This is a genomic window from Streptomyces sp. NPDC090741, from assembly GCF_044769045.1.
In the GTDB taxonomy this organism is placed as follows: domain Bacteria; phylum Actinomycetota; class Actinomycetes; order Streptomycetales; family Streptomycetaceae; genus Streptomyces.
Genome location: NZ_JBIVXF010000007.1, coordinates 141334 through 161049 on the forward strand (window position 1 = coordinate 141334; position 19716 = coordinate 161049).

Below are 19716 nucleotides of genomic sequence, written 5' to 3' on the forward strand. Positions count from 1 at the left end.
TCAGCGCAGCGCGTCGGTGAGCGCGTCCACGACCCGCTGCTGTTGGGCGGCGGTGATCTGCGGGAAGAGCGGGAGGGAGAGCATCCGGTCCGCGGCCCGCTCGGCGTGCGGGAAGTCCCCGCGGCCGTGGCCGAGGTGGGCGAAGGCCGGGGTGAGGTGGACCGGGGCCGGGTAGTGCACGCCCGCGCCGATGCCCTCCGCGTTGAGCTTGCCGACGACCGCGTCGCGGTCCGCGCCGCTGACCCGGACGACGTACAGGTGCCATACGTGGACGTTGCCCTGCGCCGTGACCGGCAGGGTGACGCGTCCGGCGGCGGCCAGATCGCCCAGCAGCCCGTCGTAGCGGGCGGCGGCGGCACGGCGGGCCGCGTTGCCGTCGGCGAGCCGGGCCAGCTTGGCCCGCAGCACCACGGCCTGGAGGCCGTCCAGCCGGCTGTTGAACCCGGCCACGTCGTGCCGGTATTTGGCGATACCGCCGTGGTTGGCCAGGGCCCGTACGAGGTCGGCCCGCTCCTCGTCGTCGGTCACCACCGCGCCGGCGTCGCCGTACGCGCCCAGGTTCTTGCCCGGGTAGAAGCTGGTGGCGGCGATCCCGCCGCTGCCGGGGGTACGGCCTTCGCGGTCGGCGCCCTGGCTCTGCGCGGCGTCCTCGACGACCTTGGCGTACGAGGGCAGCTGTGCGGCCAGCTCCGCCGCGGGGGCGCACTGCCCGTACAGGTGGACCGGGACCACGGCGCGCGTGGCCTTGCCGACCGCGTCCAGGGCGGCCTGCGGATCCATGAGCAGGGTGTCGGGGAGGCAGTCGACCAGGACCGGGCGGGCGCCGATCCGGGCGACGGCTCCGGCGGTGGCGATGAACGTGTTGGCGGGCAGCACCACCTCGTCGCCCACGCCCACCCCACTGGCGCGCAGGGCGAGTTCGAGCGCGTCGGTGCCGTTGGCCACGCCGACGCAGTGGCCGACCCCGGCGAAGGCGGCGTACTCGCGCTCGAAGGCGCGGACCTCCTCACCGCCGATGAAGGCGGTGTCGGCCAGCACCCGGTCGAATCCTGCGCGTAATTCCTGCGCGACCTCGGCGTGCGCCGCCTTCAGGTCCACGAGCGGTATCTGGTTCATCCGACTGTGCTCCCCATCCGTGTCTCCGGCCTCGTGCGTGTCTCGGGCCTGATCCGTGTACCCGGCCCCCGGCCGGTCTCCTCGCCGTCGGCCCGCAGCTCGTCGAGCGCCGGGCCCCCCGCCTCGCGCAGCCGGCGGGCGGGGCTTCCGGCCCACACCTCGCCGGGCGGCACGTCGGCCAGGACCGTGCTTCCCATTCCGGTCAGCGACCAGGCGCCGACCGTGGTGTTCTCCCGTACGAGGGCGCCCGCGCCCACGTACGCCCCGCGCCCCAGCCGCACCCCGCCGCCCAGGCGGACCCCCGAGGCGAGGGTCGCGAAGTCCCCGACCGTGTCGTCGTGGGTGAGGACCGCGTGCGGCATGACCGCCACGTGGGCCCCCACCCGTACGGCCGCGGTCAGCACGCAGTGCGCGAGCAGCACCGAGCCCGGGCCGAGCACCGAGGACGCCGAGACCGCGGCCGTGGGGTGGACCACGGTCGCGTACCGGCGCTCGGGCAGGGCCAGGCGCCGCACCAGGCGGGCCCGTACCGCGTAGTCGCGCGGGCTGCCCACGCAGACCACGACGCGGGCGCCTTCGTACCGGTGCTGGTGCAGCAGCTCGCTGCCCCCCAGCACCGGCACCCCGTCGGCGTCCCGGCCGTGCAGGGCCGGGTCGTCGTCCAGGTGCCCGGCGAGCCGCCACCTCGGGGCGCGGCCGCGCTCCCCGTCGGCGGTGACCGTGTCCCGTACGGCCTGGGCGGTCTCGCGGGCGAACCCGCCCGCGCCGACGATCAGGAGGTCCTCGGTGACCCGGGCGTGCGGGGCGGTCATCCGCCGGCCTGTTCGCGCAGCACCGCGACCACCCGGTCCTGCTGGTCCTGCGTCATGGTGTGGAACAGCGGCAGGATCAGCGAATCGCGGCTGATCCGCTCGGTCACCGGCAGCGGCGCCGCCGCGTGTCCGGCGTACGCCGGCTCCAGGTGCGAGGCCATGATCCCGCGCCGGGCCGAGATCCCGGCCTCGGCCAGCACGGCAAGCAGCTCGTCCCGGCCGACCGGGAAGTCCGCGGTCAGCAGCACCCAGTACGACTGGAAGTTTCCCTCGCCGTGACCGGGGTCGCGGACCGGGCGCAGGCCCGGGACGCCGGTGAGCAACTGGCCGTACCGGGCTGCCAGTTCGCGTCGGCGGGCCACGATCGCGTCCAGTTTGCCGAGCTGCACCAGGCCGACCGCGGCCTGGATGTCGGTCATCCGGTAGTTGTAGCCGACCTCCAGATAGGCCTCGGTGATCGGCTTGCTGCTGGCGTGACGCTGCGCCGCGGACACGTTCATGCCGTGCTCGCGCAGCCGGCGCAGGCGCGCGGCCCACTCGGCGTCGTCCGTGGTCACCATGCCGCCCTCGCCGGTGGTGATCACCTTGCGCGGGTGGAAGGACCAGGCGGCGAGCAGGGCTCCGTGGCCGACCGATTTGCCGCCCACCGTCGCGCCGATCCCGCAGGCCGCGTCCTCCACCAGCGGGACACCCCAGTCGGCGCAGGCCGCGCGCAGGGCGTGCACGTCCGCCGGCACCCCGCCCTGGTGGACGGCGAGGACGGCCTTGGTGCGGGGGGTGCGTACGGCGTCCACGGTGTCGGAGGTCAGGTTCCCGGTGGCCTCCTCGACGTCCGCGAACACCGGGTGCGCTCCGACGTAGCGCACGGCGTTGGCGGTGGCGATGAAGGACAGCGAGGGGACGATCACCTCGTCGCCGGGGCCTAGGTCCAGCGCGATCAGCGCCAGGTGCAGGGCCGTGGTGCACGAGCTGACGGCGATGCCGTGCTCGGCGCCCACCCGTTCGGCGAAGGCCCGCTCGAACGCGGCGACCCGGGGGCCCTGGGCGACCCAGCCGGAGAGCACCGCCTCGGCGGCGGCCTGCGCCTCCTGCTCGCCGAGCCACGGGACCATGACGGGGATGCGGGCGGGGGCGGGGGCGGGGCTCCGGGCGCTGATCGGGGCGGGGCGCTGGGCGCTCATCGGCCGGCCTCCCCGGCCGCCGCCTGAGCGGCCGCGTCCGCCGCGCGCTCGGCCCGCCACCACTCCACCAGGTCCCGCAGCCCGCGGCTCATGTCGATCTCGGCGGTGAAGCCGAGCCGCCCCGAGGCCTGCGAGGTGTCCGCGAGGCGCCGGGTGACCCCGTTCACGGCGCGGGCCGGTCCGTGCTCCGGCACCATCCCCTGCGCGCCCATGGCCTCCAGCAGTCCGACGGCCAGGTCGCGCAGGCTGGTCTCGGACCCGCTCGCGACGTTGAACACCTCGTCGGTCAGGTCCGATTCGGCGGCGAGCAGGTTGGCCCGCGCGATGTCCCGTACATCGGCGAAGTCCATGGTCTGGGTGCCGTCGCCGAGGATCAGCGGCGGTTCGCCCGCGGTGATCCGCTCCATCCAGCGGATCAGCACCTCGGTGTAGAGCCCGTGGATGTCCATCCGGGGCCCGTAGACGTTGAAGTAGCGCAGCGCGACGTAGTCCAGCCCGTACATGGCGTGGAAGCTGCGCAGCATCCCCTCGTTGAAGGCCTTCGCCGCCCCGTAGAAGGTGTCGTTGTTGTACGGGTGGTGGCGCTCGGTGGTCGGGAAGGTCTCCGCGAGCCCGTAGACCGAGGCGGAGGACGAGGCGACCACCTTGCCCACACCGGCGGCCACCGCCGCCTCCAGTACGTTGAACGTGCCGTCGACCAGCACCTCGTTCGCCAGCCGCGGCTCCTCCGCGCACTGGGTGATCCGGATGGCGGCGAGGTGGAAGACCAGCTCGGCGCCCTCGGTCGCCTTGCGTACGGTCTCCCGGTCGCGGATGTCGCCCTCGACGACGTCCACCGCGCCGCTCTTGAGGGCGCGGGCCAGATTGGCGGCCCGACCCCGCACGAAGTTGTCGAGCACGACGACCTCGCGCGCCCCGTTGTCCACCAGCAGGTCGACCACGTGCGAGCCGATCGTGCCCGCCCCGCCGGTGACCAGAATCCTCTTGCCTCGTACGCTGCTCAACGCCCTGCCCCTACTGAGTCGGTCATGGTGTTTCGTGCCGGTGCGCCCGGCGCGGTGTGCACGCCGGACGAGGTGGTGCGGGTTGCGGGTTGCGGGTTGCGGGTGCGCTAACGGTCAGCGTCCGGTGCGCAGTCCGACGACCGCGCCGCGGAATTCCAGGCTGCGGGAGGCGGCTTCGAGGATGTCGAGCACCTGGAGGCCCGCCCGGCCGTCGGTCAGCGCCGGCCGCCGCGTCCGGACGGCGGCGGCGAACTCCTCGACCATGCTGCGCAGGGCCTCCCTCTCGCCGAGCGCGGGCGCCACCATGTCGCCGGTCCGGTAGGAGACGAGCATGTCCCGGCGCTCGTCCGCGCCGATCTCCTGCGGGGCCGTCATGTCCACCCCGCGGTCGAAGACGGCGACGCGCTGCGTGGGGTTGAGGTCGTCCCAGACCAGGGTGCGCTTGGAGCCGCCGACCATCGTCGTGCGGACCTTCACCGGGGACAGCCAGTTGACGTGGACGTGGGCGATGGCGCCGGTGTTGAGCGTGAGCGTCAGATAGGCCACGCAGGACTGGCCGGCGCCGATCGGGTCGGCCCCGTGGGCGGCGACGGCGACGGGGTGCACGTTGTCCGGGAGGATGAAGTCGAGGACCGAGAGGTCGTGGGGGGCCAGGTCCCACAGGACGTCGATGTCCTTCTGGACGAGCCCCAGGTTGATCCGGACCGAGTCGACGAACTGGATGTCCCCGAGTTCGCCGGAGCGGACCATGTCGCGGATGCGGGCCACCGCCGGGGTGTAGCAGTAGGTGTGGTCGCACATGAGGGTGAGGCCGCGTTCCTCGGCCTCGGTCACCAGGCGCAGCCCGTCCTCGTAGGTGGCGGCCAGCGGCTTCTCCACGAGGACGTGCTTCCCGGCGCGCAGGGCGGCCAGCGCCACGTCGAGGTGGGTGCCGGCCGGGGTGGCCACGGCGACCGCGTCGACGGCCGGGTCGGCAAGAACGGCCGCGTAGTCGGCGGTCGCCTCGACGGTGGAGTAGCGGCCGAGCACCTGCCGCGCCCGGTCGACGTCCAGGTCGCAGAGCCAGCGGAGCCGGAACTGTGGACTGGACTGGAAGTTGCGGACGAGATTGGGGCCCCAGTAGCCCGCGCCGACGACGGCGACGCCTAACGGCTCCACCGGCCCCGCAGCCGTGGCTCCGGCGTCGCGCACCGCATCTTTCGCGGTGTCCTTCGCGGTGTCCTTCACAGCGTTCACCTTTCCTTCCGCGCCCGCCCGCGGGCGTATCGACAACCCATGGCCGGGACGCGTGCGAAGGAAGGGGGTGCCGCCGACGGCCGGAGCCGGGGCGCATGCGCGACCCGTGCGTGACGACCTGCCCGACGGTGATGGCCCCCCACGACCGATGCCCTACGTGTTGCGACGTACTTCCGCCCCCCGGCCGCCCGGCACCCCTCGCACCGGTCCGGCCACGGGCAGGCGGCCTGTTCCCCCAAGCCGCCCTACCCGCATGTACCCCAACTGCCCAACTGCCCTGCTCCGACTGGATTTCAGCGTCGCCGAAGCACCCCGAATCCGGTCGGCCGCGTTCAATCTAGACCACCGGGAGTACCCCCGGGGAGAGTTGGAGGAAACGGTCGGCTCGGGTGTTCGAGCGTGCATACTTCCGGGGTGACCAGCATCGTGATCCCGGCCCACAACGAGGGCCGGGTCATCGGCCGGCTCCTCGACGCGCTCCTGGCCGATGCCCCGGAATCGGGGCCCGGCATCGTCGTGGTGTGCAACGGCTGTACGGACGACACCGCCGCGGTGGCGGGCGCGCGGGGGCCCCGCGTACGGGTGGTGGAGATACCGACTCCCTCCAAACACACGGCACTTCGGGTCGGCGACGAGCACGCGCAGGGCTTTCCGCGCCTGTACGTGGACGCCGACGTCGAGGTCGGGGCGGCCGACGTACGGGCGCTGACCGGCGCCCTCGCGGCCCGTCCGGACCTGCTCGCCGCGGCCCCCGGCCGGGACATCCCGCTCTCCGGGTGCGCCTGGCCGGTCCGTGCGTACTACCAGGTCTGGCAGCGGCTGCCCGCCGTCCGCGAGGGGCTGTTCGGGCGGGGCGTCATCGCGGTGACCGAACCGGGGCACGCCCGGATCGCCGCCCTGCCCCCGCTGATGGCCGACGACCTGGCGGCGTCCCTCGCGTTCACGCCGCAGGAGCGGGGCGTGGTCGAGTCGGCCCGGGTCGTGGTGCATCCGCCGCGCACCTGGGGGGACTTGATCAGGCGGCGCGTCAGGGCGGCCACCTCGTCCGCCGAACTGGAGCGCTTCCAGGCCTCGCGGGCGCCCGGGGGTGCGGAGGGGGCGCATGCGCCGTCCGCGCGCACCGGCACGGGCGATCTGCGCGCCCTGCTGCGGGCCCAGCCGCGGCTGCTTCCCGGGGTGGTGGTGTTCGTGGTGGCGGCCCTCGCCGCCCGGCGGGGGGCCCGCAAGGCCATCCGGTCCGGGGACTTTTCGACGTGGCTGCGCGACGAGAGCAGCCGACAGCAGAACTGAGCTGGGCCGAGTTGAGCCGAGCACCTGCGTTCCGCCGAATCAGGCCGTGCGCCGTCCAGTTGGCCCGTACAACCACTAGGGTCTCACTCACACGTACGAGTGACCAGACCGTCGGCACCGGGAGCTCCAGAGCATGTACCTCGCGGACCGCTCCGCGCCCGCCGGCGCGAAGACCGCACCGGACGGCGGGCCCGTCCGGGCCCGCGCGGTCGCCCAGGCCGTCCTCGCGCTGGGCACGGTCAGCCTGATCACGGACGTCTCCTCGGAGATGGTCACCGCGGTGCTGCCGCTGTACCTGGTCGCCGGGCTCGGGCTGAGTCCGCTCGGCTTCGGCGCGCTCGACGGGGTCTACAACGGGGTCAGCGCGCTGGTGCAGCTGACCGGCGGCCACCTCGCCGACCGGGTCCGCAACCACAAGCTCGTCGCGGGCATCGGCTACGGGCTGTCCGCCCTGTGCAAGCCGCTCCTGCTCCTCGCGCACAGCCTGGGTCCGGTGGGCGTGGTCCTCGCGCTGGAGCGCACCGGCAAGGGCCTTCGCACCGCTCCGCGCGACGCGCTCATCTCCCTTTCCACACCCGCCGAGTTACAGGGCCGCGCGTTCGGCGTGCACCGTGCCATGGACACCACCGGGGCGCTGCTCGGCCCCCTCGCCGCGTTCTTCATCCTGAACGTGGCGGTGGGCGGGTACGACGCCGTCTTCGGCGTCAGCGCGTGCATCGCCGTGCTCGGTGTGGTGGTGCTGATGCTGTTCGTCCCGTCGGGGGCGGGCCCGGGCCCGGATCACGTCGAGACGGTGAAACCGGGCGGCGCGAAGCCCGCCGGGGCGAACCTCCGCGAGGCGGCGGCGCTGCTGCGCCTGCCCCGGCTGCGCGCCCTCGCTCTCTGCGCCGCCCTGCTGGGCCTCACCACCGTCAGCGACGCCTTCCTCTACCTCCTGCTCCAGGACCGCACCGGCATCCGCGAGCAGTGGTTCCCGCTGCTCCCCCTGGGCACCGCCGCCGTGTTCCTGCTGCTGGCCGTGCCGGCCGGCGCCCTGGCCGACCGGATCGGCCGCCGTAGCGTCTTCCTCGCCGGGCACGCCCTGCTGCTGGCGGGGTACGGGCTGCTGCTGTGGGCCCCGCACTGGCCCGCCCTCCCGTACCTGGTCCTCGCCCTGCACGGCCTGTTCTACGCCGCGACCGACGGGGTCCTGCCCGCCGCCGTCGGCGCGACCGTCCCGGCGAAGCTGCGGGCCACCGGCCTCGCCCTGGTCGGTACCGGACAGGCGCTGGCCCGCTTCGTCTGCTCGCTCGCCTTCGGCGCCGCCTGGACGGTGTGGGGCGCGGGTCCGGCGCTCGCCGCCGCCGCGGCCGGTCTGTGCTGCTGCGCGGCCGTCGCCGGATTCGTACTCCGCCCGTCGGCCCCGGAGCCCGATCCGCAGTCCGCTCCGGAACCCGCTCCCGACCCCGCCCGACTCCCCCGAGGAACCCGATGACCCGCTCACGCCGGCTGCTCGTACTCGCGGTGGCCGTGCTGCTCCTCGGGGGCCTCGCCGCCGCGCTGGTACTGCGCTCCGCCGCCCGCGCCGAGCAGACGCACGAGGGGGACCCCACGGTCGCCCAGGGCCGGGTCACGCTCGGGCAGCAGAACCGGCTGGCCTTCCTCAACGGCGCGCAGGGCCCGCACCGCGGGGCCCTGGTCTCGGTCCCGGGGCAGACACCGCAGACCGAGCGGACCGCCTCGGGCCTCACCTGCCAGCGCTTCCACGCCGCCGCCGGCACCGGTGTGTGCCTGAACTCCTCGCCGGGCGCGCTCGCCCAGGACAACAAGGCCCTGATCGTCGACTCGGATCTGCGCACGCTGCACGCCTTCCCGCTCGCGGGCACCCCGTCGCGGGCCCGGGTCTCGCCGAGCGGCCACTTCGCCGCCTGGACGGTGTTCGTCTCCGGCGAGTCCTACGGCGCCGCGTTCTTCTCCACCCGTACGACGATCGTGGACACCCGGACGTGGGCGGTCGAGCCGGACCTGGAGAAGTTCTCCATCGTGCTGGACGGCCGCCCCTACTCCTCGGGGGACGTGAACTTCTGGGGCGTCACCTTCTCCAGGGACGACGACACCTTCTACGCCACCCTCGCCACCGCCGGCCAGACGTACCTGGTGAAGGGCTCGGTCTCGCGGCGCAGCGTCACCACCCTCGCCCAGAACGTCGAGTGCCCGTCGCTGTCCCCGGACGAGACGCGGGTCGTGTACAAGAAGCGCGTCATGCGCGGTGCTTCGCTGTGGCGCGAGCACGTACTGGACCTGCGCACGCTGCGGGAGCAGCCGCTCGCGGAGAAGCGCAGTGTGGACGACCAGGCGCTGTGGCTCGACGACCGCACGGTGGCGTATGCCCTGCCCGCCGAGGGCGCGCCGGACACCACCGACCTCTGGACGGTCCCGGCCGACGGCTCGGGCACCCCCCGCCTCCTCACCCCGGCGGCCTCCTCCCCGACCCGCCTGGGCTGATACAGGGCCACCTGCCTGACGTCGCGGCCCTGTCGGGACCGCACCGGGCCCGTATGCGTGCAGACTCGGTCCTCGTGGATCTGCATCTCACGGACAAGGTGGCCCTGGTCACCGGAGCGAGCAAGGGCATCGGCCTGGCGATCACGCGGGCGCTGGCCGGCGAAGGCGCCCTGGTGGTCGCCGCCGCCCGTACGGTGGGCGGCCCCCTGACGGAGCTGGCCGCGGGCGGGCGGGTCCGGCCCGTCGCGGTCGACCTGGCAACTGCGGACGGACCGGAACACGCGGTACGGGAGGCGGTCGCGGCCTTCGGCGGGCTGGACGTCCTGGTCAACAACGTCGGCGCCGTCCGGCCCCGGCTGGGCGGGTTCCTGTCGCTGACCGACGAGGACTGGACCTGGGCCCTGAACATCAATTTCCTGACCGCCGTCCGCACCACCCGGGCCGCCCTCCCCCACCTGCTGGAGCGCGGTACGGCATCGATCGTCACGGTCAGCTCGGTCAACGCGTACCTGCCCGACCCGGGGGTGATCGACTACTGCGCGGCGAAGGCGGCGCTCGCCAACTTCTGCAAGGCGCTGTCCAAGGAGGTCGGACCGCACGGCGTACGCGTCAACACCGTCAGCCCCGGCCCGGTCGAGACGGCCCTGTGGCTCGGGGATCAGGGCGTCGCCGCCACCGTGGCGGGCGGTACCGGGAGCACGCCGGACGACATCGTCGCGGGCGCCGCCGCGCAGTCCGTCACCGGGCGCTTCACCCGCCCCGAGGAGGTCGCCGACCTCGTGCTGCTGCTGGCCTCCGACCGGGCCGGCAACACCACGGGCTCCGACCACACCATCGACGGCGGACTCGTCACCACGCTCTGATTCCGGCCGCGGTCCGGGCGCGGGCAGGGATCAGGTCCGCTTGTCGGCGAGGATGCGGTCCGCCGCGTAGTGGGGGCATGAGGCCGTGTGCCAAGTGACCGTCAGGATGCCGGCCTCCGCCGACAGGGTGCGCGCGGTGCCGTCCTTCGGGCCCGCCTGGCAGTACGTGCACACCACGGGTCTCGGCTTGGGGAACTCCAGCATGGTCGGCCCTTCCCGCTCAGACGCACCGGATACGCCAACTCCTATCAAACCTGGGCGGAACCCGGCCCGATACCTGCCGGTAGGCCCGGAATTCCTGCAACCCGGGCGGAGATGTGATCCGGGCGTGAAGTAGTTTTTGGGCATGAGCATGCCGCCGCCGTCCCCGTACTCCCCCGGTCCGTACGGACCCCCGCAACAGCCCGGTCCGTACGGCGGTCAGCAGTACCCGTACCCGCCCCCACCGCAGCCGTACCACGGTCAGGGCGGGTGGGGGCAGCCGCCGATGGGGCCGCCGCCGGGCGGGCGCCGGACCGGGAAGAGCGCCGGCGTCATCGCGGCCACGGTGGTGGGGCTCGTGGTCGCGGGATTCGTGCTGAACCGGATGAACGAGGTGAACCAGCACACCGGCGGAGTCGGATTCCCCGCGGCCAAGTACCGGCTCACGGTGCCGAAGACCCTGCTGGGCGGCGCGTACACGCTCTCCGAGGACCTGTCGCAGACCCAGGGCAAGGAAGCGATCAAGGGCTACGACCCGCAGATCCGCAACCCGAAGCCCGCCACCGGCCGGTACACGTCCGGATCTCCGACGGAAGCGGACGGGGTCCTCGTCCTCTCCGGGATGTACGGCCAGTTCAAGGACCCGGCGGATGCCCGCAGGAAGATGATGGACGGAGCCTCGAAGGCCGACGGCGCGAAGACGGCGGTCCACCCGCGGGACATCACACCGACCGGCACCGGCATCACCGTGACGTGCCAAGTGCTGACATCGGCCCAGGAGGGTGAGACGACCACCCTGCCCATGTGTTCCTGGGCCGACGAGAACACGAGTGCCGCGGTCGCCCTGGTCACGCCCGAGACCGCCCGGCAGGACCCCGCCTCCGTCGACCTCGACGGCCTGGCCAGGACGACCCTGAAGGTACGCGCCGAGGCCAGGCAGCCGATCGACTGACCGGGCAGGCCGGGTGGCGGGGGTGGCGGGGTCAGGCCAGGAGCTTCGCCTTGGCCTGCTGGAATTCGGCCTCGCTGAGCGCGCCCTTGTCCTTCAGGTCGACGAGCTTGGCCAGCTCGTCGACGTGCGATCCGCCGGCCGGGGCCGTCCCGGCCGTCTTGCGGATGTAGCTCTGGAACGCGGCCTCGTTCTCCTGGGCGCTCTTGACGTCCCGCTGGGTCATGCCCTTGCCCCGGACGATGACGTAGACCAGGACACCGAGGAAGGGCAGGATGATCACGAAGATCAGCCAGCCCGCCTTGCCCCAGCCGCTCATCTCGTGATCACGGAAGATATCCGTGATGATCTTGAAGAGCAGGAACAGCCACATGATCCACAGGAAGAACCAGAGCATGGACCAGAACACACTGAGCGCGGGGTAGTCGTCCATGGACGCCTCCTTCGGGCGGGCCCGATGCCCGCGATCAGCAGTATTGGCGCGCGTACCGCCTTCCGCATGTCGAGCCGGCCCCTGACGGTCCCCTTCGCACGGCCGTAACGGCGCCACCGCCGATGCCCTCCGGGCATATCGCACGTTCCGCGGGACTCACCCGGTCGGGTCCCTCCGCCGTGGCGGCCGCCGTCACGCCGACTCCGTCACCACCCGGCCGGAGGCCACCGCCTCCACCAGCGCCTGGTGGTCGCGCTCGTTCCGGTCGGCATAGGACTCCGCGAACCGCACCAGCGCCCGGTCGAAGACGTCCCCGCTGCCCAGATAGGCGGCGATGGCGATCCGGTCCCCGGACCGGGCATGTGCCCGGGCCAGCGCGGTGCCGCACACTCCGCCGTACGTGCGCATGCCGCGCGGCACCATGAGCGCCGGCTCGACGCTCCCCTTCCAGTCCCGCAACTGCCGTACGTAGAAGTCCCGTTCGCGGCCGTCGATCCCCGTCACCCGGTGCCAGCCGAGGAAGATGTCACTGGCCGCCTGCATCAGGCGCTGCCCGGCCACCACCCGCTCGCCCTGCATGGCGTACTCCCCGGGGCCGGCGTACGGGGCGAGGACCGACTCCCCCGCCTCCTTGGCCTGCAGGATCAACGGGTCGCCGCCGTCGCGCCCCAGGAGCAGGATGATCCAGCACCGGGTGCCCACACTGCCGACGCCCACCACCTTGCGTGCCATGTCGACGACGGTGTACTGCCGCAGCAGGTGCCGCCGGTCCGACGGCAGGGTCTGCCCGTAGCTCTCGACCAGGTCGCGGATCTGCTCCTCCAGCGAGCTGCGCTCCTCGCCCGGCAGCAGCTCCGAGAGGGGTGTGACCAGCGGCGGAAGCGACCTGAACCGGCGCTCCCCGGCGACCACCTCGGTGAGCTTCCCGGCGGCCTGGAGACTGTCGCGCCCGCGCGCCTTCGCCAGCGCCTCGGCCAGCTTCCTGCGGCCGCGCGAGCGCAGTTCGGCCGTCGCCAGCGTACGGAGCTGTTCCGCGTCGACCCGCGCGTACCAGACGTCGAGGTGACTCATCGCGGCATAGCGGCGCATCTGCTCGCGGTAGGACCTTGCCGTGGACCCGACGATCGCGGCTCGCTCGCGATCGTCGAAGCCGTTCTCCCGCCCGGCGATGGCCAGGCTCACGGCAAGCCGCTTGACGTCCCATTCCCACGGTCCGGGCAGCGTCTCGTCGAAGTCGTTGATGTCGAACAGCAGATTGCGCTCCGGGGAGCCGAGGAGCCCGTAGTTCAACATGTGGGCATCGCCGCACAGTTGGACGCGCAGTCCCGAGTCCGGTGTGTGGGCCAGGTCTGCCGCCATGACGGCGGCGGCACCCCGGTAGAAGCGGAACGGCGACTCCACCATCCGCCCGTACCGGATCGGCACCAGGTCCGCCACCCGGCCGTCCGACTGCCGTTCGAGTACGTCCACCGGATCCTGGCGGTGCGCGGGCGGCTCGAACTCCCCGTGATCGGAGCGGGGTGCCTTGCGTCGGGCGGATCGGCCGCGTACGGCCCGCTCCTCGGCGGACAGCCGCCGGATGTCTTCCTCCGCCCTTGCGGCACGCATTGCCATCGCCATGCACCTCCAGGCCACGTCACTCGGCCCCCGCTGCCCAGCATGGCACTCCCGGCAGTGCGCTGCCGTCCGTACGAAGCGGCCCCTGGAGGCGCTCGGCCCTGCTCGGCTCTACGCGGCCCTGCTCAGCCCTGCTCAGCCCTGCTCAGCCCTGCTCGGCTCCCTGCCGGTTCGGAGTCGGACTGCCCAGCCGGCGGGCGAGGAACGGCTCCTGCGCCATGACGGCCCCCGTGGTGATGCCGATGGCGACGGCCGCGCACACCACGATCAGCCAGGACAGCAGAACGAAGACCGAACCGGCTGAGCCGAATTCGTCCAGTGCCCGGTTGAGGGCGATCGGCATGTAGAAGCGCGCGGTGATCGAAAGGGCGGTGAGGCCAACGGCGGTGAACACCGCTCCCGGCAGCAGGGCGAGCCAGCCGACCAGTCCGCCCAGCAGCAGGTGCTGGGTCCACCACCACACCAGCGTCTGGAAGACGAGGGTGAGCGGAATGCCCAGCCAGAGCCCGAGGCCGAACCCGTTGCGTATGGGGCCCTGCACGGCGAGCAGGCAGATCCAGACGGCGATCCAGACGAGCCAGCGCCAGACCGCGATCCGCGCCCCCTTACGCGGAATCTCCCACGCCCGCTTGCACAGCCGCTGCATGGCTCGGCTGACGGCGGTCGCGGACAGCAGCACCATCAGGGCGCCCACCAGGCCCACCGCATTCTGGAAATCTCCGTGGGAGCCGGCGAAGATGTCGTTCAGTTGCTCGCTCGCCGCACCGTTGAGCCCGAACACCGCGCGCACCGAGGCGACCAGTTGCTCCCGTACGGCCTGCGGGGCGAACGAGGCGAGGACGAAGAGCAGCGGCACGGCCGTCAGGAAGCACTGCGCGGCGAGCCGTGTCGCGGAGTCGAAGATGTCGACCGCCAGCATGCGCTCCGCGGCGTTGGTGACCACCGGGAAGCGGGACTCGGTCTGGTGCTTGAGCCGCCGGGCCTCCGCCGTCGCGGCCCGCGACCGGGCCCGCCACCACGAGGGGTGCAGGGCACTGCGCACGTTCTTGCCGGAGGGCATCAGTGCACCGACAGCACCGGCGGGGTGGTCGTCGTCATCGGGGGTCTCCTCAGAGAAGGGCCTCGCCTTCATTCTGGCCCGGCCGACCTGGCGCGTCGCGGTGATCGGGCGGATGGCCGAACAGGCGAGGTTCCGGGGCGCGCGAAGGTGCGGGCGTACGGGCACGGTGCTGCAATGGGCTCAGGCCGCACGCACGGGTGAGGACGGGGGACGGGAAGGAACGGCTCCATGACGCAGCCGGCGGAAGCCGCGAAGCTCGGCGAGCTGCTCCGGGCACCGGGGTACCTCAAGACGCTGCTGTTCTGCGGGCTCGTCGGCATCCCGGTCTCGCTGGCCGCCTTCTGGTTCCTCGCCGGGCTCCAAGAACTGGAACGCCTGGTGTGGGTGGACCTCCCGCACGCCGCCGGGTTCGACTCACCACCCTGGTGGTGGCCGCTTCCGCTGCTGCTCGTCTCGGGCATCTGCGTCGGGCTGATCGTCACCCACTTCCCCGGGGCCGGCGGGCACATCCCCGCCTCCGGTCTGCACCCGGGCGCTTCCAGCCCCGCAGTCCTGCCGGGGGTGCTCCTCGCGGCCGTGTTCAGCCTCCCGCTCGGCGCCACGCTGGGCCCCGAGGCCCCCCTCATCGCGCTGGGCGGCGGACTCGCGGTCGCCCTCCGGCACCTCACGGGTACCCCGGAGACACCGATGAGCACCGCGTTGCTGGGCGCGGCCGGATCGGCCGCGGCGATCGCCGCCATCTTCGGCAATCCGCTGATCGCCGCCGTGCTGCTGATGGAGATCGCGGGCGTGGGCGGGCCCCAGCTGTTCGCCGTGATGCTGCCGGCGCTGCTGTCCAGCGGCATCGGCTCGCTCGTGTTCACCGGGTTCGGCCGCTGGACCGGTCTGTCGACCGGCAACCTGAAGCTGAATCCGGGCGTGGAGTTCCCCCGGCTGGACATCGGTGACGTGGTCTGGTCGATCCTCATCGCCGTGGTCATCTCCTGCGCCGTGCACCTGATCCAGCACGGGGGCCGGCTGACCGCCGTCCACGTCGCCGGACGGCCGCTGCTCGTCACGACCCTCTGCGCGCTCGCCGCCGGCGCCTGCGCGGCCGCCTACGCGCTGGGCACCGGCCTCAATCCCGCGGACGTGGCCTCCTCTGGCCAGGACACGATGGGCCGGCTGGTCGGCGATCCGCACGCCTGGGGCGTGGGCGCGCTGATCGCCGTCCTGCTCTGCAAGGGCGCCGCGTTCTCCCTGTGCCTGGGCAGCCTGCGCGGCGGCCCCATCTTCCCGTCGCTGTTCCTCGGCGCGGCGGCGGGCGTCCTCTGCTCGCCCCTGCCCGGCCTGGGCGTCGGCGCGGGACTGGCGGCCGGTATGGCCGCCGCCACCGTGAGCGCGCTGCGGCTTCCGGTCAGCACGGTGGTGCTGGTCGTCCTGGTGCTGGGCAGTACGGCGATGATGCCGGTGGCGATCCTCTCCACGGTCGTGGCCTTCGTGACGGCCGAACTCCTCCCCCCGGGCCCCCCGATCCCCCCGGTCGGCCGCAGCCCCCGACCCGCTCACTGACCCCAGTCGCCGGCGATCGCCCTCAGGGCCGCGAGATGCCGCTGGTACGCGGTGCGGCCCTCCGCGGTCACGGCGATCCAGGTCCGCGGACGCCGGCCCACCCTTCCCTTGTGAACCTCGACGTATCCGGCGTCCTCCAGAGCGGCTACCTGCTTGGAGAGCACCGAGTCGGTGACCTCCACGAGGTCGCGCACGAAGCCGAACTCCGCCTTGTCCAGAGGCATCAGGGCCGCCATCACCGAGATCCGGACGGGTGCGTTGAGCAGCGGATCGAGCCCGTGCCGTGGGTGGGAACCAGCGTGGGGTCCGCCGCCGGGGTCCGCCGTCACGACGACCGCCGCTGTTCGAGACCGGCCCCGATGGCAAGCGGCAGGGCGCAGGCGAGCGCGCCGACAGCGGTGAACGGCACGCTGTCGGCGAAGAGGGTGCTGCCCAGCGCCACCGTCCCGGCGAAGACCAGGCCCCACGTCGCCACGATGACCCCGTGCCTGGCACCGAACCCGCGCCGCACGACCGGCTGCCGGGCGGCGTACGCACTCAGCCCGCCGACCAGCAGTACCTGGGCGACCGCCAGGGTGGCGGCTGCTGCGAACCCGTGCCACAGCAGTGCCGCCGGGACCAGGAGCAGCTGGCTCCCACCGAACACCGCGAGGTAGCGCGCATACCACCCACTACGCCGCCGCGCGGCCTTCTCCAGCGTTGCCGCCCGTCCCAAAGCCCCGACGGCGTTTCCCGACGTACCCACAGCAGCTCCCCCTCAACTCCACCATCAATCAACTACTTTCCAGAATGACCTCTACTTTCCACTTTGGCAAGTAAGATGGCGGGCGGTCTGGTGCGGCTACGCGTGAGCGGGGGCCGGGTGGGGTGGGGAGGGTGTGCGGGGGCCTCGGGTGGCGTAGTGGACGTACTCGTGCTCCAGGCGGAAGCCCGCCCGCCAGGCCAGGAGGCGGCTGGGGCGGTTGTCGCGGGCGCAGGACCAGGTCGGGGTCCGGCCGCGGGCCTCGATGTCCTCGCACAGGGCGCTCACGCAGGCCAGTCCCAGGTGCCGGCGCCGGTGCCCGGGATCGGCGAGCACCGCGACGTCCTCGTACCGGCTGCCCGCGAAGTACACGCACGCCACCGCCAGCAGCTCGCGCCGGTGGAAGGCGCCCCATGCGGCGCCGGAGCCGGACAGGCCGTGCGGAGCGCCCCAGGTCCCGTGGATCCACGACGCCTGCGGCCCGAGCGCCGCCAGTGCCTGCGCATCGCCCGCGCGGAGGCGCCGTACGGTCACCCCGCGCGGCGGACGGGCCGGCAGGGCGGGGGCCCGGCGGACGTACATCATCCGCTCCCAGGGGGTGACGCCCTCCAACGCCGTGTGCAGCGAGGCCGCGAACCCGGCCGAGGCGTGCACGTAGTGGGCTGCCAGCGGGCGGAGTTCCTCGGCGGCGAGGCCTCGCGGGTCGCCGCGCAGCAGCGCGTGGTCGCCGCAGGAGACCGCCAGGACCCGGGGGTTGCGGGGGCGGTCGCACCACCAGCGGCCGTTCCCCGTTCTCAGCACGTGCTCGGCGAGCGCGCCGATGCCCGGGGATCCGGCGGGGAACCACGGGGCGAGGGACGGGAGACGGGAAGGGTGCAGCTCGATCACGGGGCCACCTCTGGGGCGGAAGGGAGGAGGCCGGGGCGGCCGGACGGGGGCCGCCCCGGCAGCGGAGCCGACGGCGCGCGGACGCGCAGGCCGAGGTCCGTGGACTCATCCAACCCGAGCCGCGAGCGATGCCTCAAGGCCTCTTGCGTGTCCCTGATCCGGCGTTGACGGAACTCGTCCACGGAACTCCTCCACGGAGCTCGTCCACCGAGCTCATCCGAGCCCGGGGACCGCGGAGACCACCAGGTCGATGAGCTTGATGCCGACGAACGGCAGGACGAGGCCGCCCAGCCCGTACACGGCGAGATTGCGGCGCAGCAAGTCGTGCGCGGACGCGGGCCGGTAGCGGACGCCGCGCAGCGCGAGCGGGATCAGCGCCACGATGATCAGGGCGTTGAAGATGATCGCGGAGGTGATCGCGGAGGTCGGACTCCGCAGGCCCATGACGTTCAGGGCCCCGAGCCCGGGGTAGGCCGACGCGAACATGGCGGGGATGATCGCGAAGTACTTCGCGACGTCGTTGGTGATCGAGAAGGTGGTCAACGCACCCCGGGTGATGAGGAGCTGCTTGCCCACCTCGACGATCTCGATGAGCTTGGTGGGGTTGGAGTCCAGGTCCACCATGTTCCCGGCCTCCTTGGCGGCCGAGGTGCCCGTGTTCATCGCGACACCGACGTCCGCCTGGGCGAGGGCCGGTGCGTCGTTCGTACCGTCACCGGTCATCGCGACCAGCTTGCCGCCCGCCTGCTCCCGCTTGATCAGGGCCATCTTGTCCTCGGGCGTCGCCTCGGCCAGGTACTCGTCGACTCCCGCCTCCGCGGCGATCGCGGCCGCGGTCAGCGGATTGTCGCCGGTCACCATGACCGTACGGATGCCCATGCTGCGCAGTTCCGCGAAGCGGTCCCGGATGCCCTCCTTGACCACGTCCTTGAGGTGGATGATCCCGAGCGCCCGCGGCCCCTCCCAGTCGTGGACGGCGACCAGCAGCGGCGTGCCGCCCGACCGGGACACCTGCGCGGCCCGGTCGGCGGTCTCGGCCGGTACGCTCCCGCCCCGCATCGTCACCCAGTCGCAGACCTCCTGCACGGCCCCCTTGCGGATGGCGCAGCCGTTGCCGCCCGCCCAGCTCAGGTTGATGCCGCTCATCCGGGTCTTGGCGCTGAAGTGGACGAAGCGCGGGTTGCTCAGCTCGTGCTCCGCGGGGGCCTTCAGGCCGTACCGCTCGGCGAGGGCGACGACCGAACGACCCTCGGGGGTGTCGTCGGCGAGGGACGACAGCTGCGCGGCGTCGGCGAGCTTGCCATGGTCGATGCCGGGCAGCGGGACGAAACGTTCGGCTTCGCGGTTGCCGGTGGTGATGGTGCCGGTCTTGTCGAGGAGCAGGGTGTTCACATCTCCCGCCGCTTCCACCGCCCGGCCGCTCATGGCCAGGACGTTGCGCTGGACGAGCCGGTCCATGCCGGCGATGCCGATCGCCGACAGCAGCGCCCCGATGGTGGTGGGGATCAGGGTGACCAGCAGGGCGACCAGGACGGGCGTGGCCTGGGCGGCGTGCGCGTACCCGGCCATCGGCTGGAGGGTGATCACGACCAGGATGAAGATGACGGTCAGGGCGGCCAGCAGGATGTTGAGGGCGATCTCGTTCGGGGTCTTCTGCCGGGCCGCGCCTTCGACCAGGGCGATCATGCGGTCCAGGAAGCTGTGTCCCGGGCGCGAGGTGACCCGTACGACGATCGAGTCGGACAGGACGGTCGTACCGCCCGTGACCCCGGAGCGGTCGCCGCCCGACTCGCGCAGCACGGGCGCCGATTCGCCGGTGACGGCCGACTCGTCGACCATGGCGGCGCCGTCCACGACGTCCCCGTCGGCCGGGACCGTCTCGCCCGCCTCGACCAGGACGAAGTCGAAGGGCTGGAGTTCGGCCGGGGTGACGGCCTCGGCCGGCGCGTGGCGCAGGTTCGTTCCGTACGTCCAGTGCTGCAGCCGCAGCGCCACCGTGTCCGTACGGGCCTTGCGCAGCGACTCGGCCTGGGCGCGGCCGCGGCCTTCGGCGACGGCTTCGGCGAGGTTCGCGAAGAGCACGGTCAGCCAGAGCCAGACGCTGATGACCCAGGTGAAGACCGACGGGTGCAGCAGTGCCGACAGCGTGGTCAGTACGGAGCCGACGGCGACGACGAACAGCACGGGTTTGCGGACGAGTTCGCGCGGGTGGAGCTTGCGGACGGCCTCGCGTGCGGAAGCGGCGAGCTGGTCGGGCTCCAGCATGCCGGCGGGGCCCGGGCGTTGGTG

At 72.8% G+C, this 19716-nt stretch carries 19 protein-coding genes; 6 read left to right on the top strand and 13 right to left on the bottom strand.

Annotated elements, in window-relative coordinates; all coding sequences use genetic code 11:
• The 5 genes from ACIQU4_RS20515 to ACIQU4_RS20535 form a co-directional block, all read right to left on the bottom strand.
• Window positions 1-1116: a DegT/DnrJ/EryC1/StrS family aminotransferase gene (locus tag ACIQU4_RS20515; RefSeq protein WP_403732483.1), complete on the bottom strand. Its 1116-nt coding sequence runs from the start codon at window positions 1114-1116 to the stop codon at window positions 1-3.
• The gene (locus tag ACIQU4_RS20520; RefSeq protein ID WP_403732485.1) at window positions 1113-1928 is read right to left on the bottom strand and encodes an acetyltransferase; all 816 of its coding nucleotides are present in this window, start codon (window positions 1926-1928) and stop codon (window positions 1113-1115) included. Before ACIQU4_RS20520 ends, ACIQU4_RS20515 begins: the two co-directional genes overlap by 4 nt.
• A complete protein-coding gene (locus tag ACIQU4_RS20525) occupies window positions 1925-3109 on the bottom strand; it encodes a DegT/DnrJ/EryC1/StrS family aminotransferase (protein ID WP_403732486.1) in 1185 nt (394 codons plus the stop codon). Before ACIQU4_RS20525 ends, ACIQU4_RS20520 begins: the two co-directional genes overlap by 4 nt.
• A complete protein-coding gene (locus tag ACIQU4_RS20530) occupies window positions 3106-4113 on the bottom strand; it encodes an SDR family NAD(P)-dependent oxidoreductase (protein ID WP_403732488.1) in 1008 nt (335 codons plus the stop codon). Before ACIQU4_RS20530 ends, ACIQU4_RS20525 begins: the two co-directional genes overlap by 4 nt.
• Window positions 4114-4227: 114 nt before the next feature.
• Window positions 4228-5349 (bottom strand): Gfo/Idh/MocA family protein, encoded by a 1122-nt coding sequence (locus ACIQU4_RS20535; protein WP_403732491.1) that lies wholly within the window; start codon window positions 5347-5349, stop codon window positions 4228-4230.
• 414 nt (window positions 5350-5763) lie between these two features.
• On the opposite strand from ACIQU4_RS20535, the gene ACIQU4_RS20540 reads away from it, so the two are divergent.
• The 4 genes from ACIQU4_RS20540 to ACIQU4_RS20555 all read left to right on the top strand — a co-directional run bounded on the left by ACIQU4_RS20540 (window position 5764) and on the right by ACIQU4_RS20555 (window position 9986).
• A complete protein-coding gene (locus tag ACIQU4_RS20540; RefSeq protein WP_403732494.1) occupies window positions 5764-6639 on the top strand; it encodes a glycosyltransferase in 876 nt (291 codons plus the stop codon).
• 133 nt (window positions 6640-6772) lie between these two features.
• Window positions 6773-8113 (top strand): MFS transporter, encoded by a 1341-nt coding sequence (locus ACIQU4_RS20545; protein ID WP_403732496.1) that lies wholly within the window; start codon window positions 6773-6775, stop codon window positions 8111-8113.
• Entirely contained in the window at window positions 8110-9123 is a 1014-nt protein-coding gene (locus ACIQU4_RS20550) for a TolB-like translocation protein (protein WP_403732499.1), read from the top strand. Before ACIQU4_RS20545 ends, ACIQU4_RS20550 begins: the two co-directional genes overlap by 4 nt.
• Before the next feature lie 74 nt (window positions 9124-9197).
• The gene (locus tag ACIQU4_RS20555; protein WP_403732502.1) at window positions 9198-9986 is read left to right on the top strand and encodes an SDR family NAD(P)-dependent oxidoreductase; all 789 of its coding nucleotides are present in this window, start codon (window positions 9198-9200) and stop codon (window positions 9984-9986) included.
• A gap of 30 nt (window positions 9987-10016) precedes the next feature.
• On the opposite strand, the gene ACIQU4_RS20560 is transcribed toward ACIQU4_RS20555, so the two are convergent.
• Complete coding sequence (locus ACIQU4_RS20560) at window positions 10017-10190, bottom strand: hypothetical protein (RefSeq protein WP_385586132.1); 174 nt, start codon at window positions 10188-10190, stop codon at window positions 10017-10019.
• Window positions 10191-10332: 142 nt separating this feature from the next.
• On the opposite strand from ACIQU4_RS20560, the gene ACIQU4_RS20565 reads away from it, so the two are divergent.
• A complete protein-coding gene (locus ACIQU4_RS20565; protein WP_403732507.1) occupies window positions 10333-11139 on the top strand; it encodes a hypothetical protein in 807 nt (268 codons plus the stop codon).
• A 31-nt stretch (window positions 11140-11170) separates the two neighbouring features.
• Here the strand turns inward: ACIQU4_RS20565 and ACIQU4_RS20570 are convergent, their stop codons facing one another.
• The 3 genes from ACIQU4_RS20570 to ACIQU4_RS20580 form a co-directional block, all read right to left on the bottom strand.
• Window positions 11171-11569 (bottom strand): SHOCT domain-containing protein, encoded by a 399-nt coding sequence (locus tag ACIQU4_RS20570; RefSeq protein WP_403732510.1) that lies wholly within the window; start codon window positions 11567-11569, stop codon window positions 11171-11173.
• A 192-nt stretch (window positions 11570-11761) separates the two neighbouring features.
• Entirely contained in the window at window positions 11762-13183 is a 1422-nt protein-coding gene (locus ACIQU4_RS20575; RefSeq protein WP_403732513.1) for a DUF2252 domain-containing protein, read from the bottom strand.
• A 148-nt stretch (window positions 13184-13331) separates the two neighbouring features.
• Window positions 13332-14246, bottom strand: coding sequence for a YhjD/YihY/BrkB family envelope integrity protein (locus ACIQU4_RS20580; protein WP_403732516.1), 915 nt, complete (start codon window positions 14244-14246; stop codon window positions 13332-13334).
• A 228-nt stretch (window positions 14247-14474) separates the two neighbouring features.
• On the opposite strand from ACIQU4_RS20580, the gene ACIQU4_RS20585 reads away from it, so the two are divergent.
• Window positions 14475-15797: a chloride channel protein gene (locus tag ACIQU4_RS20585; RefSeq protein WP_403732519.1), complete on the top strand. Its 1323-nt coding sequence runs from the start codon at window positions 14475-14477 to the stop codon at window positions 15795-15797.
• On the opposite strand, the gene ACIQU4_RS20590 is transcribed toward ACIQU4_RS20585, so the two are convergent.
• The 4 genes from ACIQU4_RS20590 to kdpB form a co-directional block, all read right to left on the bottom strand.
• Window positions 15791-16036 (bottom strand): winged helix-turn-helix domain-containing protein, encoded by a 246-nt coding sequence (locus ACIQU4_RS20590; protein ID WP_403733093.1) that lies wholly within the window; start codon window positions 16034-16036, stop codon window positions 15791-15793. The genes ACIQU4_RS20585 and ACIQU4_RS20590 overlap by 7 nt on opposite strands.
• Window positions 16037-16122: 86 nt before the next feature.
• The gene (locus ACIQU4_RS20595) at window positions 16123-16542 is read right to left on the bottom strand and encodes a hypothetical protein (RefSeq protein ID WP_403732521.1); all 420 of its coding nucleotides are present in this window, start codon (window positions 16540-16542) and stop codon (window positions 16123-16125) included.
• Window positions 16543-16638: 96 nt separating this feature from the next.
• Entirely contained in the window at window positions 16639-17427 is a 789-nt protein-coding gene (locus tag ACIQU4_RS20600) for a GNAT family N-acetyltransferase (protein ID WP_403732524.1), read from the bottom strand.
• Between the two features lie 213 nt (window positions 17428-17640).
• Window positions 17641-19692, bottom strand: a complete 2052-nt coding sequence (gene kdpB, locus ACIQU4_RS20605; RefSeq protein ID WP_403733096.1) for a potassium-transporting ATPase subunit KdpB — start codon at window positions 19690-19692, stop codon at window positions 17641-17643.
• Between the last annotated feature and the right edge of the window lie 24 nt (window positions 19693-19716).

Coding starts and splice junctions, on each gene's coding strand:
- ACIQU4_RS20560 (WP_385586132.1), bottom strand. CDS start 10,190: ATGCTGGAGTTCCCCAAGCCGAGACCCGTGGTGTGCACGTACTGCCAG.
- ACIQU4_RS20585 (WP_403732519.1), top strand. CDS start 14,475: ATGACGCAGCCGGCGGAAGCCGCGAAGCTCGGCGAGCTGCTCCGGGCA.
- ACIQU4_RS20550 (WP_403732499.1), top strand. CDS start 8,110: ATGACCCGCTCACGCCGGCTGCTCGTACTCGCGGTGGCCGTGCTGCTC.
- ACIQU4_RS20580 (WP_403732516.1), bottom strand. CDS start 14,246: ATGCCCTCCGGCAAGAACGTGCGCAGTGCCCTGCACCCCTCGTGGTGG.
- kdpB (WP_403733096.1), bottom strand. CDS start 19,692: ATGCTGGAGCCCGACCAGCTCGCCGCTTCCGCACGCGAGGCCGTCCGC.
- ACIQU4_RS20515 (WP_403732483.1), bottom strand. CDS start 1,116: ATGAACCAGATACCGCTCGTGGACCTGAAGGCGGCGCACGCCGAGGTC.
- ACIQU4_RS20520 (WP_403732485.1), bottom strand. CDS start 1,928: ATGACCGCCCCGCACGCCCGGGTCACCGAGGACCTCCTGATCGTCGGC.
- ACIQU4_RS20525 (WP_403732486.1), bottom strand. CDS start 3,109: ATGAGCGCCCAGCGCCCCGCCCCGATCAGCGCCCGGAGCCCCGCCCCC.
- ACIQU4_RS20545 (WP_403732496.1), top strand. CDS start 6,773: ATGTACCTCGCGGACCGCTCCGCGCCCGCCGGCGCGAAGACCGCACCG.
- ACIQU4_RS20570 (WP_403732510.1), bottom strand. CDS start 11,569: ATGGACGACTACCCCGCGCTCAGTGTGTTCTGGTCCATGCTCTGGTTC.
- ACIQU4_RS20565 (WP_403732507.1), top strand. CDS start 10,333: ATGAGCATGCCGCCGCCGTCCCCGTACTCCCCCGGTCCGTACGGACCC.
- ACIQU4_RS20575 (WP_403732513.1), bottom strand. CDS start 13,183: ATGGCAATGCGTGCCGCAAGGGCGGAGGAAGACATCCGGCGGCTGTCC.